This is a genomic window from Flavobacterium zubiriense (genome assembly GCF_041729725.1).
GTDB classification, from domain to species: Bacteria; Bacteroidota; Bacteroidia; order Flavobacteriales; family Flavobacteriaceae; genus Flavobacterium; species Flavobacterium zubiriense.
The window spans coordinates 41452-62150 of sequence record NZ_JBCFQL010000008.1 but is presented as its reverse complement, the minus strand read 5'-3'; the positions used below and the strand labels follow the sequence as shown (position 1 = coordinate 62150).

Annotated in this window: 10 protein-coding genes; 1 reads left to right on the top strand and 9 read right to left on the bottom strand. The window is 33.6% G+C overall.

Annotated elements, in window-relative coordinates; translation table 11 throughout:
- Positions 1 to 92: 92 nt before the first annotated feature.
- Together AAGV28_RS08605 and AAGV28_RS08600 are read right to left on the bottom strand one after the other, a co-directional pair.
- Positions 93 to 1712 carry an ABC-F family ATP-binding cassette domain-containing protein gene (locus tag AAGV28_RS08605; RefSeq protein ID WP_373406414.1) on the bottom strand — a complete coding sequence of 540 codons (1620 nt, stop codon included), beginning with the start codon at positions 1710 to 1712 and terminating at the stop codon, positions 93 to 95.
- A 317-nt stretch (positions 1713 to 2029) separates the two neighbouring features.
- Positions 2030 to 2455, bottom strand: coding sequence for a lipocalin-like domain-containing protein (locus AAGV28_RS08600; RefSeq protein WP_373406413.1), 426 nt, complete (start codon positions 2453 to 2455; stop codon positions 2030 to 2032).
- Positions 2456 to 2974: 519 nt separating this feature from the next.
- Between AAGV28_RS08600 and AAGV28_RS08595 the strand changes: the two genes are divergently transcribed.
- On the top strand, positions 2975 to 4444 hold the full coding sequence (locus tag AAGV28_RS08595) for an MFS transporter (protein ID WP_373406412.1): 1470 nt from the start codon (positions 2975 to 2977) through the stop codon (positions 4442 to 4444).
- A 1627-nt stretch (positions 4445 to 6071) separates the two neighbouring features.
- Here the strand turns inward: AAGV28_RS08595 and AAGV28_RS08590 are convergent.
- From AAGV28_RS08590 to AAGV28_RS08560, 7 genes are all read right to left on the bottom strand, one after another.
- Positions 6072 to 7316, bottom strand: coding sequence for a cellulase family glycosylhydrolase (locus AAGV28_RS08590; protein ID WP_373406411.1), 1245 nt, complete (start codon positions 7314 to 7316; stop codon positions 6072 to 6074).
- A gap of 130 nt (positions 7317 to 7446) precedes the next feature.
- The gene (locus tag AAGV28_RS08585) at positions 7447 to 9120 is read right to left on the bottom strand and encodes an endo-1,4-beta-xylanase (RefSeq protein ID WP_373406410.1); all 1674 of its coding nucleotides are present in this window, start codon (positions 9118 to 9120) and stop codon (positions 7447 to 7449) included.
- A 40-nt stretch (positions 9121 to 9160) separates the two neighbouring features.
- Positions 9161 to 10198 (bottom strand): DUF5627 domain-containing protein, encoded by a 1038-nt coding sequence (locus AAGV28_RS08580; protein WP_373406409.1) that lies wholly within the window; start codon positions 10196 to 10198, stop codon positions 9161 to 9163.
- A gap of 45 nt (positions 10199 to 10243) precedes the next feature.
- The gene (locus AAGV28_RS08575) at positions 10244 to 12013 is read right to left on the bottom strand and encodes a RagB/SusD family nutrient uptake outer membrane protein (protein ID WP_373406408.1); all 1770 of its coding nucleotides are present in this window, start codon (positions 12011 to 12013) and stop codon (positions 10244 to 10246) included.
- A 21-nt stretch (positions 12014 to 12034) separates the two neighbouring features.
- On the bottom strand, positions 12035 to 15049 hold the full coding sequence (locus AAGV28_RS08570) for a SusC/RagA family TonB-linked outer membrane protein (RefSeq protein WP_373406407.1): 3015 nt from the start codon (positions 15047 to 15049) through the stop codon (positions 12035 to 12037).
- Positions 15050 to 15094: 45 nt separating this feature from the next.
- Positions 15095 to 16990: a RagB/SusD family nutrient uptake outer membrane protein gene (locus AAGV28_RS08565; RefSeq protein WP_373406406.1), complete on the bottom strand. Its 1896-nt coding sequence runs from the start codon at positions 16988 to 16990 to the stop codon at positions 15095 to 15097.
- Positions 16991 to 17001: 11 nt separating this feature from the next.
- Positions 17002 to 20214, bottom strand: a complete 3213-nt coding sequence (locus AAGV28_RS08560; protein ID WP_373406405.1) for a SusC/RagA family TonB-linked outer membrane protein — start codon at positions 20212 to 20214, stop codon at positions 17002 to 17004.
- Positions 20215 to 20699 lie beyond the last annotated feature (485 nt).

The window sequence follows — 20699 nt, the reverse complement described above, 5'->3', positions numbered from 1 at the left end:
TAAATTAAAGTCAAACCCTTTTTAGTTGCTAAATAAAATACTTTTATACAGTACTTTTTTTTAATATCTGTATCGAATAATTGTGAATTAAATTACAAATTATACATTTTCTTTCTTAATTCTTGAACGCCTTCGTTTTCTAAATATTCATCAAAAGTCATGTAGCGATCTATAGCACCATTTGGCGTTAGCTCTACTACTCTATTTCCCACTGTTTGAGCAAATTCATGGTCATGAGTGGTGAAAATAATTGAACCTTTATAGTTTTTTAAAGAGTTATTAAAAGCAGTAATCGACTCCAAATCCAGGTGATTTGTTGGTTCGTCCAACATCAAAACATTAGCCCTTTCCATCATCATTCGAGATAACATGCAACGCACTTTTTCTCCTCCTGACAACACACGACATGTTTTTAACGCTTCTTCACCAGAGAAAATCATTTTCCCTAAGAAACTACGAATATTAACTTCGTCACGTTCTTCCTCTGTTTTTACCCATTGACGCAACCAATCTACTAAGGAATAATCACTTTCAAAAAAAGAATGGTTATCTCCTGGTAAATAAGCCTGATTAGTCGTAACTCCCCAATCAAAAGTTCCTGAATCTGCTTTTTGATTTCCATTTAAAATTTCGTAGAAAGCAGTTGTAGCACGAGAATCTTTAGAAAACAACACAATTTTGTCTCCTTTTGCCATATTCAAATCTACTCCTTTAAACAAGGTATCTCCGTCCACAGAAGCACTTAAACCTTCTACATTCAGGATTTGATCTCCTGCTTCACGTTCCTGATCAAAAATAATGGCAGGATAACGACGGCTTGAAGGTCTGATTTCAGAAATATTCAATTTAGAAATCATTTTTTTACGAGAAGTCGCTTGTTTCGACTTCGCCACATTCGCAGAAAAACGACGAATAAACTCTTCCAATTCCTGTTTCTTTTCTTCGGCTTTCTTATTTTGTTGTGCTCTTTGTTTCGCAGCTAATTGACTTGACTCGTACCAAAAAGTATAGTTTCCTGAATAATGGTTTATTTTATTATAATCAATATCCGAAATATGAGTACAAACCGCATCCAGGAAGTGACGGTCGTGAGATACTACAATTACTGTATTTTCGTAATTTGCTAAGAAATTTTCTAACCAGGCGATGGTTTCAAAATCCAAATCATTGGTAGGTTCATCCATAATAAGTAAATCTGGATTTCCAAAAAGGGCTTGTGCCAAAAGGACACGCACTTTAATTTTTCCTTCCAAATCCCCCATTAAAGTATAATGATGCTCTTCGTTGATTCCTAAATTTGACAACATTGATGCAGCGTCTGAATCGGCATTCCATCCGTTCATTTCTTCAAATTGAACCTGAAGCTCTCCAATTCTATCAGCATTAGCATCATTATAGTCCAAATACAAAGCATCCATTTCGGTTTTTACTTTATATAAAATTTTATTTCCCATCAAAACAGTTTCCAAAACAGTATGCTCATCAAACATGTTGTGATTTTGGTTTAAAACCGACATACGTTTTCCTGGCTCTAAATGAATATGTCCAGAAGTAGGATCCATTTCGCCAGAAATTATTTTAAGAAAAGTTGATTTTCCAGCACCGTTAGCACCAATGACACCATAGATGTTACCGTGAGTAAAAGTGGTATTTACTTCGTCGAATAAAATTCGCTTACCAAACTGAACTGATAAATTATTTACTGTTAACATGAATATTTTTTATAAAATTTGCTGCAAAAGTACAAAAAAATACCTATTTATAAGAATGCTTTCTAAAGTTAGGATTTATCTTTATTTGTAGGAATAATTTAATATATTTGGGATTATAAAACCCGATAGCGCGGAAATTTTTTCCGTGCCCACAATGACGAACGACTTTGCCGAGTTACTTGATGAGATTCCTCCTTCGTCGGAATGACAAACTGTGTGTTTCTCTGCAAGGAAATTACTTGCTCCAATAAAGAAAAAAACTACAAAAAAAGCTTCATTTTTCAATGAAGCTTTTAAAATTGTCTGAACAATACAGCTTACCTTGTATAAACTGTGATGTTTCCTGCACTGTCTCTTAATTTAAGTTCGTTAAGAGATAAATTAACAATATCCTGGGTCTTTGCTGTCCCTCCGATTGTTGTTGTTAAATTATTATGCGACCTTACATACGTACCTTCTGTAGTTGCTAATTCACATTCACTACTAAGTATAGGTGTAGTGTAATCTCCAAAAACGACAACATTACTTACTCTTAAGTCCATATAATCTTTTTCGCAACCATTTTCATTTTCTGGCGCCACTGTTAATTGTTCGCTACCATCAACCACAGTTCCTACCATTGAAAGCTTCCATTTTCCCTTAAGTGGTGCTAAAGTTTCCCCGTCATTGTCATCACCATCACATGATATTGCAAAAATCCCGATGAATGCAATAAGTACTAGCATTAAGCTTCTCTTTTTCATTTTTTTATTTTTATAATTAATAATGGCAAAACTAACTTGAAACCGAGCCTTAAACATTACATAATTACTGCGATTTGTTACATAAATCAAAGGCATGGAATAATCAGAGCGTATTTATATAGCATGAATGTCCGCTTGTCGTACTAAGTAAAAAAATAGCCAACAGATGATACTGATGGGACAGATAAAAAACGAATTTTTATAGTTTTTTAAAGATCACAATCTTTGAAAATCCTTCACAAACCGTTTCTTCTATTTGCACTATTTCTCTGCTAGTACGATTAGCATAAAAACCCAAACACCATTTTAATATTTAAAATAAGAAAAAAACTATATTATGAAAGCTTATTACAGGTGAAATTTAGTCAAAACATGCACTTTTTAAACGTTTCGTCGAAAAAACAACATTTCGAAACAAAAAAGCAGGTAAACTTTTTGAACTAAAAAAAAATCAAAATACATTTACGCAAAACTTCACTAATAAAAAAAAGAATAAACTAAAATTACATCTAAAAAATTATGAATTCTGAAAATTTACAAACCAAATGGGGACAATTTATTTCTCTGGTAACCGTATTCTTCTTCTGGGGATTTGTTGGCTCAGCCAATGATATTTTAATTCCTGTATTTAAAAAGGTTTTTACCTTATCACAAGTACAATCTCAATTAGTAGCTTGGGCTTTTTATGCCGCTTATTTTGTAGGTTCTATTATCTTTTTTCTTGTTTCATTAAAATCAGATGTGTTACAAAAATTTGGATATAAAAAAACATTGGCAGCTGGTTTAATGGTTTCGGCATTGGGTTCGTTTTTATTTGTACCAGCTGCAACAATGGAAAGCTTTCCTTTTTTCCTAACAGCATTATTTACCGTAGGCTTGGGATTTTCTATCCAACAAATTGTAGCCAATCCGTTAGCCATTAAAATGGGAAGTCCTGCAACCGGAGCACATCGTTTGACTTTGGCGGGAGGAGTTAATTCATTTGGAACCACTATAGGTGCTATCTTATTAGGAATTGCATTATTCGGGATGGGAAATAGCGAAAAAACCACACTTTCACTAGAAGACATCAAACTTCCATTTATCATTTTAGGAGTTGCTTTTATTCTAGTGGCACTTTTTATGCTTATGTCTAAAATTGAAGATCCTGCAAAAGAAGAAGAAATAAAAATTGAAACGAGTAATAAAAAATTTGCCATTAAAGATTATCCACAATTGTATTTGGGAATGATTGCTATATTTATTTATGTAGGAACTGAAGTAACAATAATTAGTAATCTTCCTGCTTTGCTACAAACTGCCGAATTTGGAAATATCTTAGAAGAAGCCATTCCTCCATTTATTGCTTTGTATTGGGGAAGTTTAATGATAGGTCGCTGGAACGGTGGTGTCAATGTTTTCAATACTTCGAAAATGACAAATATGTTACTTAAGTTTATTGTTCCTGCATTGGCTTTTGGTGTAATTATCGTCACTAATGTTTTTGCAGAGCACAATGTTGATGCTTTTTATATTTATCCTATCTGGATATTAATCTTTATTCTAATCAGTTTTATTGGCGGCAAAAACGCGGGGAAAACATTAATGCTATTTGGTGTTTCTGGATTAGTCATGATGCTAATTGGTTTAGTTTATCCTGATCGAGAAATTGCAAAATTCTTTTTCATCTCAGGAGGTTTGTTCCTATCTATTATGTGGCCTTCTATTTTTGACTTAGCTATTGCTGGTTTAGGAAAAAATACAGGGAAAGCTTCGTCATTCCTAATTATGATGATTTTAGGTGGCGGTGTAATTCCGTTAATTCAAGGAAGTATATGTGATTTTGATTTAAGTAATCCAGAAGGGATAATGGGGATTTCATGGACTCATTTCTCTTATACTATACCTCTTTTAGGATTTGGTTATTTAGCATTTTACGGTTTTTATTGCCCTAAAATCCTGAAAAAACAAGGCGTTTTACACGTTGAATCTGAAGGAGGAGGACATTAAAAATACCCTGTTTTAAAAAAACTAAGCCATCTTTTTTTTGATGGCTTTTTTTATGGTTATAATCGTCAAGAAATTTTCAGCTTTTTATCAATGTCTTTTTTTGGTAATCTAATCTATAAAATTAATATGCCTATTCGATTCATATACCACTCTTTGAAAATGGCAAAAATGATAAACTTGTTTTGAAAATTGACCTAAGTAAAAAACAGGATTTAACGGTCTTTGGAGCCATAGCAAACTTTGATTATCGTTTTTAAATTCCAATAGCGTGATTGGGATTTAATGAACATAAAAAAGCTGCCCAAAAGGCAGCTTCAATAAAAAACTGATTCTGTTTTACTACAAGTATTTAACCAAACAGTTTTAAAGACAGTAATTAATTATTAAATCACTTTACTGAAAAAAAGTTATCAAACATCCAGTTTAACATTTGTATTATTAACAACTCATATCACATAAAAACATCACAGAAACACTGATTTTTAAGGTTTTAACAATATTGTTAATTCTGTTTGAGATGCTAAAAAAATTTGGGCTTTCATTGCAAAATGATTTTTGTTTGTTCTTTGTTTGAGCCATTCCAGCTTTACGTAGACTACAATGGACAAAACATAATGACTGGTTTGAGTTTTGTTTTTTTTGTTGGCAAATTGATAAAACCAGTGTTGTTTTTTATGGATTTATGATATTATTCTACACCCTACCATTTTTTGTAGATCGTAGTTATTTTGTCATATTTAAATCACTACAAGCCGCCAATTGTATCCTTCTTGTTTTTGAAAACTTTTTGTGAGCAACAGCGTAAAATCTAATTCTTTGAGACAAATCTCCACAGTTTGCTGTTCTAGCTTTAGTGTTTCAATACTCATCTATTCCTTTTTATCATTATTTTCTTTTGATAATGCTATTTTCTAATGTTTTTTAAGCCATAAAAAATTGGTTTTTCAATTCTTATTTACAGCAAATCATATACTTTGCCGATGAATACCAGCTTTAAGCCAAAACATAATCAAAATGAAATTTGCCATTGCATTATTTGAGTATCTTTCTGAAAAGCTCATTTCTTGTCACGCTAGCTTTACGCTTAATTTACCTGTTTTAGAATCAACTTCCCAAGAGTCTTTCTTCACAAATCCAACCCCAATAAGCAAAATACCGCCTCCATCAACTTCAAGTTAATCGTACAGAAAATTCACCGCTTTCACTAAGCTGCTAAAACTATGGTCGTAATGGCAACAAAGTGCGCTAACATCAGTATTTAATTTTTCCTCGATCGAATCATCAAAATTTAATGTGATGGTATCTTTGGATTATGTGAGTTCTTGAACGTATGATTTTACCCTTTCCAAAAAATTTTACTGTCATAATCTCTTTTGAATAATTCTTTAGAAACCTTGTGGTGCTTTATATTTAATAAACTAGACATACTAGTAGTGTAAGAGCTAGAACAGATCAAATAATCACTGTATAAATTTGATAATTTCTTCATCATATTCTACACTAAATCTTATCAATATTCCAAATGTTAAAATTATAAATACTTAAGCTATCCATACTCAATATGAGTTAATTAGATTATAAAATGATTTACAAATTCGAAAAAATATTGATCAATATGTATTTACACCTATTTAATGCAAATAACCATCTTTTTAGCATATTCTGTAAACCATTTATGAACAGGATTTGCACATGCTTGTGGATCATTATCATAAGCAATACCTCCATTAATAGATCCTTTATCAATAAGATTTTCTGGAGATAAAACATTCCAACTTACATTACCTGATTCATCTGTAAGAAGTTTAAAATTAGCTCCAAACCCCCAACCTCCTGCTGTTCCTGTTACTCCACCTTTTCCCCAAACGGCATACTTGTCTGGTCCCCAATCAATTTCTGTAACGGCAATAGGTGCTATATCGGCGACTGGTTTTATGTGTTCATTCCAATTGGCTCTAAATAACGTGGGATTATTATTGTCTTTACCCCAATATCCAGGATAGATATGCACAGCATAACCAATATTTTCACCTTCAATAGGATTAACAGCATATCCTTTATATTGTGATTGCCATCCTGAACCTGGAATCCAAAGGATATTATTAGCACCATTAGTTCTAATCATATCGACAATAGGTTGAAAAAATAATTTCAACTGATCAAAATGAGCTTGGGTATTAGCCCCATAAGTACCATCGGCAAGTTTAATTCTTACAGGTTCATTAGCCAGTTCAAACATCACATGATCTGAATTTTTAAGAGAAGGATGTTTCGAAATATAATCCCAAATTACTTTTAAATAATTATGATAAGCATCACCCACTGCTATATGCTCAGGACAAACACCAGGAGGACGCAAAATAATATACATTCCTCTTGTTTTAGCATGTGCAATAAGAGGAATAATCACTTTATCTACAGCATCCTTGAAACGATTGACATTAAATTGAGAAATATCATTTTCTTGAATACCTGAAACTCCTAAATTGTTAGTCCAATATGGATCAATATGCAAGCGTACATAATTAAGATACCAACCTTGTTTAGCATCAGATAATTTATTCATAATTGCTTTGTTATACTGCAAACAAGAAACAACATCATAATTATTCCAACGCCATTCGCCTACGGCTCCTCCATTGAACCAAGGGCTTGGAGTCATGGCAACCCCATGCAAATTAATTATATTGCCACAAGGATCTTTTAAATATTTACCAACCACCTTTAATTTAGGCGTTGCTAATGGCCAAGTAATTGTTTCTTCTACTGGAACTTCTTTTACAGGCTTTGTTTGGGTTGGAATATCATCCTTAGAACAGGACACTAACAACAAAAAAACAAGTTGTATGCTAAATAATTTATATAATTTCATTCTAATCGATTTTAAAATTATTAAACCCTTTGAACGTAATTAAAAAAATAAGTACGTCCAAAGGGTAAACTCAAACTAATTATTTAAGATGAATTCTAAATAATTGAATAGATTGTCAACTATCTATTCCTTATTTCATGGATTTAAGTCCTTCAGCAAATGAAGCATAAGAAGACTTACGAGTAAATGCTAGATTATAGATACCTTGATTTTGTCCAGGTAACCAAGATGAGTTTGATGGGCTGTCCGTTACTCCCCAAACAGTAATTCCATACCTTTGATTTGCTGGTATATACTGCATATACATATCTACAACAAACTTGTACATATCAGCTTGCAATTGAAAATCAAAAGCAGTTGGATTAAGACCTGCTGCTACATCAAGTTCAGAAACTTTAATAAGCTTTCCAGTGGCCGCAAGTAACTGAAACATAGTCTCAATTTTATCCTTGTCAGAATTTATAGTAAGGTGCATCTGTGTACCTATACCATCAACTTTTTGTCCTTTACTTTCAATATAATTCACATACTGAATAAGACCTTTACATTTATCCATACTGTATTCAAGATTATAGTCATTTATGAATAATTTATCCGTTGAATTACCATATTGTCTAGCAAGTCTAAATGCCTCAACTGCATAATCTTTTCCTAAATAATCTTGCCAGTAGAATTCATCAGCAGGCATATTGGTTCTTCCTACACCTGTTTTTAATTCATAAGGACGACCATCATCCATAGGCTCATTGACAACATCCCAAGCTTTTACGTAAGGTTTTGAAGCTGTTACCATTCCAGAAATCCAAGTGTCTAGCGCCTGAGTAATAATAGTTTTCTTTTCTTCAGGTGTTTTCTCTATTGTTTGAATACTACCTGTTGCGTTATATTTTTCTAGTTTGACATTATCAAAGTAAAAACTACTGGCAGTTTTTCCAAAATTAAAGGCTATTGTATTACAGTCTTTCATTTGTTCAGTAACCGTAATCTCTTTAACATATTCTGTCCATGTGGTAGTATAAGGAACATTGCCAAAGAAGTCCCAATGTCTATAACCACCTACATTTAATTGTGCTTGTGTAGGAGAAGATGCTGTAACATCAGCGCGCACATCCATAGTAAGTTTGTATTTCTCACCAACTTTTACAGCAGGAGAAAATTTTATGTAAAATTGTGCATCCCATTCATTAGTACGAACACTAGCATTGGTTAATTTAAGTCCTCTACCTGTCGCTTTTGCACCTTGACCAGCTGCAGTATAACTAACAGCTAAACCTGCATTAGCCTGATAATTAGAACTATTATCGGTCTCAAAATTATTTTCCATAATCAAATCCCAACCTGGGCCTGTTGATGATAAAACATCTGGAGCAATCAACTTTTTTAAATAAGTTGCATTTTGATTGGCATGCCAACAAAGGGTATGCCCAAAAACGGAAATATTAGCGGCAGCGGTAGCTTCATAAAGCTCTTGAACTTTATCAAGCTTTAGCGTTCCATCAGCTTGTACAATAGCACCATGTTTCATTTCATATCCCATAGTAACCTCGTCAAAATTACTATTAACCAATCTATACATTACTGATTTACTTGTATAATCAGTTAAAGTAATACCTGCTCCTAATTTAAAACCAGGATTTGCCTGTCTGTCCACATAAGACTTTAAATCGGAATAAGCATTTATTACCTCCTGATCTGCAATACTCGATGGTTTTTCTACTTCATAAGGAAGAAAATGAGCCTCAGTACATGATGCGAAAGAGAGCACCAATGCTGAAAGTGGTAAAAATTTAAATATATTTTTCATTTTAAATAGTTTTAATTGTTGATGAAATTATCAAACCAAATTAATTATTAATCACTGGAGTAAATACTTCAGCTTTTACCCCTCTATTTCTTAGAACTAAAGTATCCGTTGTAGTAATGTTAAAATTACCATAGTTAACATTGTAATTTAAATAAAGTGCATCTCGATCCTTAGCACCCCAACTATTTTTCTCTCCAAGTTTAACAAATTTCCCAGTTCCAGTGGCTGGATATAAAGTAGGGTTAGAAGAAGAAACACTAATATCTCCTGTAGTTTTGTTAATAGTTAATACCAAATTCAAATTCATATTATTTCCAGATGCATCTTTGTAAGTAACAGGGAAATCAATAGTCGATAATGAAAGTGTGTTGATTTTAAAAACTTGGTCTTGCTCAACATATTGTTGATGCCTCTTATCAGTTCTATTTTGAGTAGAATTAGTACTGTTTGTATAAACGTCAACTCCTCTTCTTAAATAAAAACCGTCCCATGGATTGATATACTTAATGGCATAGAAAATAAAATCCTTAGGAGCAGCAGACCACTGACTGATTATCGCTTTATTAGCATTAGCGATCAATGGATTGCCAGACAAAATTGTATCTGCATTCACTACATTAGTCATTTGCAAAGGGATAACATAGGTTTCTTTAACTGACAAAGGATCAGCAAAAAAAGCATCCGTCAATTGTACATCGATACCACCTGTTATTTGCCCTTTAGATATTACAATTTTATTGGAAAGTAAAGAATAATAGTTACTTGGCATTGCGACTATTTGAGAACCGCCTGGTCTAAACAATAGACCAGCGGTTAAAGGATTAGCCACTTCTACATCGATAGCTACATCTTTATCATTATTATAAACCCCACCTAAGGTAGCCATAATTCTACACTTGTAATCGTTGTCTAGAGACGTATCAAAAATATCTTCGCCCAATGTTATGGTTCTGACAGGAAATTGATATGCAAAATAGACTGACTGATAGTCAAAATTATTAAAATCAGTGTCTTGATTCGTACATGAAGACAATGAGACTAATATGAGGACTAAAACCGAAAATATTTTATTTTTCATTTTTTATTGAATTACATTAAATAAATATCAAATAGAATAGGAGGATTATCTCCACCCTTTGTTTTGAATCAAAGCATTAAACTTCAAAGTTTCTAAGTATGGAATTGGACCATAAATCATATCTGGAGTAAAAGATCTTTCTTCAACCTCAGGAATGATTGTAAAAGTAGAAGAACCAGAAGTTGTTTGGATATTAACACCTTTTGCAGGTTCTGTTAAATTTTCTTTCCAACGGCGTAAATCCCAAAAACGGAAACCTTCAAAACATAGTTCTAAACGACGTTCGTTTCTAATTAAAGTACGCATAGCGTCTTTATTATTCTTAATAGATTCTAAATATAAATCGGTGGTATTAGATCCAATTCCCGCTCTTCTTCTCAAACCTCTAATCACATCATAAGCAGAAAATCCAAAAGTAGAAGTTCCCTCAGGACCAAAAGCTTCATTTGCTGCTTCTGCATAAATTAAGTAAAGCTCTGTGTACCTCATTCTTGCATTGTAGTGTCTTTGCTGCGTTCTTGTTTGAGGATTCAGGTTAACATCTTGTCTCAACAACTTTTTCATGTAATAACCCGTTCTTGTTGATGTCTCAACACGGTTCAAACCGTCAATAGTAGTACTATTACTAGCTGTTGAAATTACAGTATTTGCCACACCAGCAGTTGTTCCATTTAATAAAATGTAGTGATTTAAACGTGCATCACGATTGGCGTAAGGATTAGCAGCATTATAGTTACTCGATGGATGTGTAATAGGGTAACCATTTGAAGCTGGGAATGCATCAACTAAATTTTGAGTTGGATTCAAACGACCACTACCAAAAAGAGAAGGTGGAAAATGTTCTAACTCAAGGTTATTGCTGTTAGCAATATCCCCTCTCCAAACTACTTCTCTAGAATTCACACCTGAACCAAGCGTTTCAATCTCAGGATTACGATACCAAGTTAATCCATTCGGATCGATACCACCTATACCTCCATTAAGTGATAACAATTCTCCAGCAGCATTTGCGGCTTGTGTCCAAGCAGCTTGAGAATTATTCAAATTAAAAGCAGGACTAGCAGCTAGCAATGCAACCTGCGCTTTTAAAAACATAACAATACGCTTAGTAACTCTACCTCTAGCTTGATTATCAAATACTCGATTGTAAATACTTAAATCAACATCAGGAAAACCGGCAGGTACAGCAGTGGCAGTCTCATAATCTAAAGGAAGTAATTGACTAGCCAATCCAATATCACTATAAACCTGATTCAAACACTCTTGAAAAGTATTACGAGGAATATTAAAATTAGAGGTTATTGATTCTGGTTCTAACAAAATAGGAACTCCTAAAAGTTGGTTGTTATCAGTTACACCTGAATGAGCTTGCAAAAGAAAATACATATATAATGCTCTCAAACCATAGGCCTCACCCTTAAGTCTGCGTGCAAAAAGCGATCTTACCACTTCATCATTTGCCCAATTTACTTTATCTACTTCTTGAATAAAAATGTTGAGATATTGTATAGCAGCTTTAGAATTATTCCATTGATCAAAAGGATTAAAATTAGAATCCCATTGACCAGTAGCAGCTCTTCTAAAGTTATTTTGCAAGTTATTAGTAACCGCATTGTCTGTAGCAACATCATTAAAACTATAACCGTTAGTCGGTATTCGAGTGTAACCATTTAAGAGAACACCGGCTGCAAACTCAGGATCTGCATACATAGCATCAAGACCTCTATTATTAGCAATATTAGGCTCAATCAAATCATCACAGCTCGTAAAAGTAAGAACAAATGCTGTTATTAAAATAAGAAAAAAATTATTCATGTCTTTAATTTTTATAATGAATTAAAAAGAGGCTTTCAAACCTAAATTAAAAAATCTAGTTTGTGGAGCACCACCAATATTTAACTCCATCAATTCACGCTCTTGAGATATCGTTAATAAGTTGGCTCCATTCAAATAAGCACTTAACTCGTTAACAAAAGTACTTTGTAATATTCGCTTAGGAAAATCAAATGAAATCTGAATTCTCGATAAGTCAAACCTGTTCGTGCTGTACATCCAAAAATCAGAATTTCTGTAATTATTATCAGATGTAAAAGTTGTCAATCTAGGAAAAGTAGCTGTTTCACGATTTTCAAAAGTCCAACTATTTCTAACATTAACAGAATATTTATCAGTTCCATCAATATTAAAGTATGCACTTTGATTTTTCATTGCATAAGCCCCAAATTGAGCTGTTGCCATAGCAAATAAGGTAAAGTTTTTCCATTTTGCCGTAAAGTTTAAACCTCCAAACAAAGGAGCACCATTGAAACCAGCCTTACCCAAGAATACTTCATCTTGTGCGTTTACAAGACCATCACCATTCACATCTTGATATTTAATATCCCCTGGCTTAACTGTTCCAAATGCAGGAACTGGACTATTAGCAATATCAGCTTCGTCAACATAAAAACCAAGATTTTTAAGACCAAAAATATTATCTATAGGTCTACCTTGTCTTAACTGATAATCAAATTCAGAAACTTCATCACGTTTGTCAATTCTACTGTGGTAATAGTTACCCGTAATACCTAAGGATAAATCGACAGCACCCACTTTTTTGTTGAAATTAATATTAAAATCAATACCAGAACGATCGTCGTTATTAACATTAGACCATGATACAAAAGATGAAGCAGGGAAACCGTTGCTAAAATAGTTTGGTGCTCTATTTGCTAATCGATCAATATTACCTCTCATTTGATTTCTGTAGAAAGTACTATTCAATGTAATCATGCCCTTAAAAAAAGACGCATCAATAGTAGCATTAATTTCTCTCCTTTGTGCAAAAGTTAAATCAAAATTTTCTCCCTGTCTGGCGTCTGTACTTCTATTCAACGCACCATCTCTCCAGCTAAACCATTGACCGTCTGTTTGAGAAAAGATTGGTTGATACAAATAATAGTTGTTAGCACTTAAATCAGTATGTAAAATACCTGCAGAGAAACTCAATTTTAAATTATCAACCGTTGTAGAATTCTTTAAGAAATTTTCTTCGCTCAAACGCCATCCTAAGGTAAGCGTTGGAGAGGGCATCATACGTTTTGACTCAGCAAATCTAGCAGAATGTACAATTGCTTGATTAAATTCCGCATAATACTTACCATCAAAATTGTAACTCATATTCAAACCTAAATTAGCATTACTTTCTTTGAAATATTGACCTGATGTAGAACGCTGAAAACCGTTGACAATGAACATAGCTCCAAAATTATTTTTTTCAATTTGACGCTTATAATCCAAGTGTGTAGAAAAGGTTAATACTTGTCTGTAAAAACTGTTTGATAAATTCTCTATACCGTCACGAGTATCATCATTGATTTTTTGAAGACTTCCAATCTGATCAAAACCTGCAAAAGTATTCCAAGTAGGATTATAAACAGCATAACCATTATTGAATGAAGTACTATACTGTGTATCATAATCAATACCAAAATCTGTGTGCAAAGAAAGTCCTTTCATAAAGCTATTCAAATTAGCATCTACACCAGTATTAAACTGAAATTGTCGACTAATAAAATTACTATTTCCACCAGCATAAGCAGCAGCAAAAGGGTTTGTCATTTCTAATTGGTTACCCCCCAATAAAAACCTACCGTCAACCAAGTTCTTACTATTTCTTATCAATAATTGTGAAGCTTCATCAGAAGCTTCAATCAAATCGATAGGAATTAATGGTGTGTAACGAAAAGGTCTAATAGTAGCAGCACTTTGCCAGTAATTAGCATTAATACCTCTGGAATTAGAATAGATGGCATTAATACCTAATCTTGCAGAAATAAAATCATTAATAGCAACGTCAACATTACCTCTTGCGTTGAAACGAGTAGTTTGGTTGTTAGCTGCTTCTCCAAAATTCAACAAATTACCATTATTAGAAAAGTTTACAATAGTAAAATATCTAGCAACCTCATTTCCACCATTTATTTCTACGTTAGCATCGTATCTTCTTGAGAATTCTCTTAAATACTTTGAAGAATAATAATCTACGTTAGGATAACGAAATTCATTTCCTGATGCGTGATTAAAAATATCCTCATCACTATAAAGTGTCGGAAGACCATCATTAGTCAAAGCTTGATTGTAATACGACATGTATTCTGCAGAACCTAAATATTTAGCATATCGCTTAGGAACATCAATACCTGCATTGGCACGAACACTAATTTGTTGTTTTTGAACCTTACCTCTTTTAGAAGTAATGTAAACAACACCCTGAGCAGCACGACTACCATACAATGCAATAGCGTTTACACCTTTCAAAAATGAAATTTGATCAATTTCTACTGGAAGAATAGAACCTGGATCACGTGGAAAACCATCCACCAAAACCAAGTATCCCCCTTGACCCCAGATATTGTAGTTAAACCCCCCCACTAAAGACTGCATTCCGTCTAAACTGTATGTAGAATAACTTTTGTTCAGTACCTCTTCAACATCGACAAAAGAAATACCACTGGAAAGATCTCTCTCATTTACTTTTTTGAAAGCAACTTGAACTGTATTCTCTTTTGATAAAATTAAATTTATATCATTTTGATTTGAACTTACTGTAAATCTTTTAGCTGTAAAACCTTTGGCAACAACTGATAATCTTGAACCTATAGGAACATTTACTAAAAACTTTCCATTTGAATCCGTAACTGTTAAAATATTGTCTTTTTCACTAACAAGAGAGGCACCAACAATAGGTTTTCCTTCAGCACTACTCACTATACCACTAACATCAATTTTATTAAATTGAGCAAAGGATATAGTAGGAGAAAAAGCAATAATTAAAAAACATAACACTATTCTTAGTTGTATATATCTCATTATTTTCTAATTTGTATTTATAATTTTTAAAATGATTGTAAGTAATTACCATCCTGGGTTTTGGAAAAACTCAGCATACATACTTACATCACTGTTTTTTAAAGGCAACCAATAGTGTTTATCTGAAAAATTTCTTTCCAAAATAGTCACTTGTCTCAAGTTATTAACTTTGTTTGTTTTAGGTGTAGCTGCATTAAAAGAAGCATCACGATCAAACTCAATTGATTTTTTTAGAGTATAAGGACTTTTTGTCAACAATAACCATCGACGTAAATCATTAAAACGATGTCCTTCAAAAGCCAACTCTACAGCACGTTCTCTACGTAGTTCAGGTAAAAAAGCATTAAGAGAACTTGTGAATCTACTCGCTACATGACCAACACCAGCTCTATCACGAACAAAGTTGATGGCTTCTACTGCAGTTTTACTGTAAGATGGATCTTTTGCAGTTGCTGAATTGTAAGCAACAGCAGTAGCTTCTGCATACATTAAATAAACATCAGATAAACGCATCCAAGGTAAATGAATATTCAAGTTACTACCCCAGTCATAACCACCATCATACATGTTAGCTGTAATAGGAATAAATTTGTATAATAAATAACCTGTACGACTACCCGTACTGATATTTCTATAACTTCCACCAGTAAATAAATTGGCATTACGATTGGCTACATTATTAGCTGGCATAGTACCATTAACCATTTTTACCCCATCATAAATGATGTCATTATAAAAACGAGGATCGCGATTTCTCCATGGATAAGATGGATCATATCCAGAAACTGGATCAGCTTGTGTTGGGTTCTCAATTGGTAAGCCATTAGCCATACCATAATTATCAACATAATTAGCTGTTGGTAAGAATTTAACATCACCATCTGTTAAAATTGGTGCAGGTTGGTATTGTTTTGCTGTACCATAAGTTGAGTTGTGAGCACCTAAGTAAGGACCTCTAAAAATAGCCTCAGTTCCACCTGGAATAGCCCAGTTTTGACCAGTTGTATAGAAGTTATCACTGTATTTAGCAAAAGGTAATAAAGCATGTTTAGAACCACCCGACTCTGTAATATTTAATAATTCAGCAAATGCCTCACTAGCTTTTCTACAAAATTCAGTATTGTATGATTCGCTACCTGTAGAAGCTTTATTCATTAATGGACTACCTGCCCACAAATAGTTTTTCCCTAGGTAACCCAATGCCATGATTTTGTTGATACGTAAGGCATTTTTAGTTTCGGTTCTTTTACCAACAACGGTATTGTCCCAATCTGCAGGTAATAAGTCTGCTGCTGCTCTAAAATCAGCTGCAGCTTTCTCTGCGCATTCTGCATAAGATAATCTTGGTAAAGTAATAGGCTCATCAGCAGGAATTACTTGATCTACGTAAGGAAGACCACCAAAATACTGCATGAATTGAAAATGAAACCAACCTCTAAAGAAAAGTAGCTGTCCTTTGATCAAATCTTTTTCTTCCTGAGTAGCTTCTTGTAAAAGATCAAGATTGGCTAAACCTAGATTGGCTTTACGAATACCATACCAACCTAAAGTGTATAGATCCTTATTGAACCTATTGTTGCCAGTATTCATATTTCCTCTGTTTCTATTCATCCAACCTGCTTGCCAGCCATCATGTTCAGACTGCCAACCCAAGAAATTTCCGTTGTCTATTTTTACCACAAAATGGAAATCTCGAGCCGTGGACTGAATCTCATCCTCTCCCCAGTTCCATGAATTAGTCCAATAAGCATTGGTAAAATCTGGAATACACATATACAACTCTTCAGTAAAACCCTGAAATCTTGTGAAATTTTCATAGGCAGCAGTTTCTGTAACAATATTCTCTGGTTTAACATCTAAATACTCTTCACAAGAATTTGTGGCAACCACCAAACTAAATAAAGCACTATATTTTGCTATTGATTTAAAATAATTTTTCATAATTCAAAAATTTAAAAAATAATATTAGCACCTAAATTAAAACGTCTTACAGTTGGGTAGGCACCTTGGGAGGCCCATCCCGTTCCTGCAAAATTACTCTCCCTATCATCAGGCATTTTTGACCAAAGGTATAGGTTATCTCCATTCACAAATACTCTTACATTTTGAATTCCAAGCGCTTTTACAAAAGAAGTAGAATCATCAAAAGTATAAGCAATTTCAGCATTTTTTAAACGAACATAAGAACCATCATACATGAAACGTTGTGCATTATTGTATGAACTAGGTGTTGACAACCAACGTGGCATAGGCACATCCGGATTGGTATTGTCTTTGCTCCAATAAGAGCCTTCGTCATAAACTACGGTATTTTGACCCGCTAAACTCCCTAAAACCACTTGACGTGTTACGTTGTTCACACCATAAAATTGAACAAAAAAACTAAAGTTTTTCCAGTTAACACCAAAATTTGCATTGTAAGTGTTTTGCGGCACACCTGCAAAACCGTATGGAATATCATCAAAAGCATTGATCACACCATCTGCGTTATAATCCAATAAATTTAAATTTCCGGGCAATTTGAATTGATCATTTGCATCTGTTCTAGTACTCGCATACAATTCATCCCAAGTGCTGTAATAGCCTTGAGCAACATGAGCCCTAGCTTGACCTAAAGGTCTTCCCACTCGCTTTTGATAATCTTCTAACAACTGTGGATCATCTAGATTTACCACATTACTTTTTGCATGGGTCATGTTCAAATCTGACCATATATTTAAGCCATTAGCAAAAGTATGATTCAATTTTAATTGCAATTCATACCCCCTGTTATCAACCCTTCCAAGGTTAGCAGGTGGAGGGCTAGAAGCGCCATAATAAGTTGGTATCGCTCTATTTGTACCTGCAATTAAGATATCGGTTCGTCGGTCTTGAAAAACATCTACCGAACCTTGAACAAAACCTTTTAGGAAACCAAAATCTACACCAAAGTTAGTTTTAGTTACTTTTTCCCATCTCACTTCAGGATTTCCAATTGAATTTTCTGTGTACCAAACATAAGGGCTTTGCTCTCCTCCTTCACCATTAAGACCTAAATTGGAACGACCACCAAAACCATACAAAGTTTCATATAAAAATCTACCACTAACAGAATCATCTCCAACCTCTCCGTAATTGGCTCTAAGTTTTAACAAATCGATAAATGATTTAGTCTTTTTCATAAAGTTTTCTTTAGAAACAATCCAACTCAAACCACCTGATGAAAAGAAACCATAACGATTAACAGTACCAAATTTTTCAGATCCATTGTAAGCACCATTGTACTCTGCAAAATACTTCCCTTTATAATCATAGGTAGTACGAAAAACCCAATCCTCACGACGACTTGGTATACGTGAACCTGTTGCAAACTCATTACGGTTTGCTAAAGCCAATGCACCAATATTATGATTTTCACTTATTGTTGTATTGTAGTTCAACTGAGCTTGATAAAACAATCTTCTATAGGACTCTCCATTATTTACAGTACCAGGATTAACAGTCCATCTAATCCCATCTTGAAAATCGAAACGATTGTTAGGATCAAATGCTCTTTTGTAGATAGCATTACCGGTAGCAGGATCAATCCATTTTTCCTGTGTATTGTTAAACAAATCATTTACTCCTCTAGAATCTTCACGAAAGCTGTTATCAAAAGCCAACATTCCTGTAAAAGACAAACCTTTTACAAATTTATCTAATTTTTGATTTAAAGAGAAATCTGTATTGATACGTGTAGTAGTTTGGTATTCCACCCCACTAAGTGCTAAACTACGAACAGAGTTTGAAGCCCTACCTTCATTAGGAGCAAAATACCCCCAAGAATTGTCACTTTCATAAAAAGGAAGGAACACATCTGGAGCTGTTGAATAAGCAGCATCCCACATCGTATACTCATTATTACGTGCGCCAGGCATTTTTCTTACACCATGGGAACCGGATAAAGTAACCTTAAAAGTAGTTGTAGGACTAAAAGTAAAGTCTAAATTTGTTCTAACATTCAGTCTGTCAAAACCATAACCCCCTTCATAACCTCTTCTATTATCCGCTTTTCTAAAAAGATCTCCTTCGTGTAAGTAATCGATGCTAGAAAAATATTTTACAAATTCGGTACCACCACTTACATTTAAACTAGCATTGTGAGACATCACAAAATCCTTAAACAAGGTTTTTGCCCAATCCACATTAGGATAACGTTCTCTTTCAGCTTGATCAGCAGGAAAACGATACTTATCAATGATATCCTGAGGTAAGTAATTATTCCAAGATCCTGGAGATAATGACAACTCATTTTCTATGGCTTGATTTCTTACCATTAGAGCATCATAAGCATCAAACTTGTTAGGTAAACGCGAAGGACTCTTCATGGTAGAGTTTACTCGCGCACGTATTAAAGCCTTACCCAAACTACCTCTTTTAGTAGTAATCAAAATAACACCATTAGCACCTCTACTACCATAAACAGCAGTAGCAGAAGCATCTTTTAATACCGAAACTGTTTCAACAGAACCGATATCAACACTATTCATAGGACGTTCAACACCATCAACCAAAACAAGAACATCAGAACCATTAGGAGAAGTAGCCCCACGAATTACAATACGAGGATCTTCTTCTCCCGGCATTCCCGTACTTGCATTGGTTACTAAACCTGGTGCATTACCGGTTAAAGCAGCACCTAAACTTGAAACACCTCCCGCACGTTCTAACGTTTTACCTGAAACTTGAGAAATAGCAGCAACTAGACTTTCTTTTTTCTGTGTTCCATAACCAACAATAACAACCTCTTCTAAGGTTGTTTGATCTGTTGCCATCACAATATTAATTACAGATTGAGAACCAGGTTTTCTTTCAATAGTTTTAAAACCAATACTAGAGAACACTAAAATATCATCAGATGACGTTAAATTGATTTTATATTTTCCATCAAAATCCGTTATAACACCTAAATTAGGCTTACCCTTAATCGATACTGTAACACCAGGAATAGGCAGCTTATCATCAGAGGAAGTAACAGTTCCCGAAACTGTAATTTGCTGAGTGAATGTTTTTTTGTCAGTTATTGATAAAGGAGTATCAATATCAGCTCCTTTAGCCAATAATACATTCGAAAACATAAACTGAAACAAAACTCCCATTACCACGAAGTTAGCTTTTCGTGGAATTTTTATTAATTGTATTTTCATATTAATATTTTGACATTTTTTAATTTATTACAAATTAGAACTTAACTTTTTAGTCACACAATTTCACAACTACAAACAATATTTAATTAAACATCATTACTTGGGCAGAATTTGACTGACGATTTTGTTTATAAAAATCACCCCCCAATAGTTAATATTTATTTTGAAACAAAAAAAGGGGGCATACTCTAAAAGAAATTGTTATTTCATAGGCTTGGTTAGTTTTTTTAGTTGTTAGTTAATTGATTGGTTATTTTTAGTTTAAAACAATAATTCAATAGAAGAAAATTATTGTTGTTTGAAATTTAAAGCGTACACATTAAATAAAAATATTATTGATATGTTTTTTCTTCATTCATCATTCGTTAACCTGTCTGACTTAATATGTTTTAAAATAGAATCAAAAAATCAGTTTTAAAAAACAACCGATTGCGAAAAAATAAAAAAAAATATTAGTTTACTTATTTAAAAGCCGAGAGTAACCA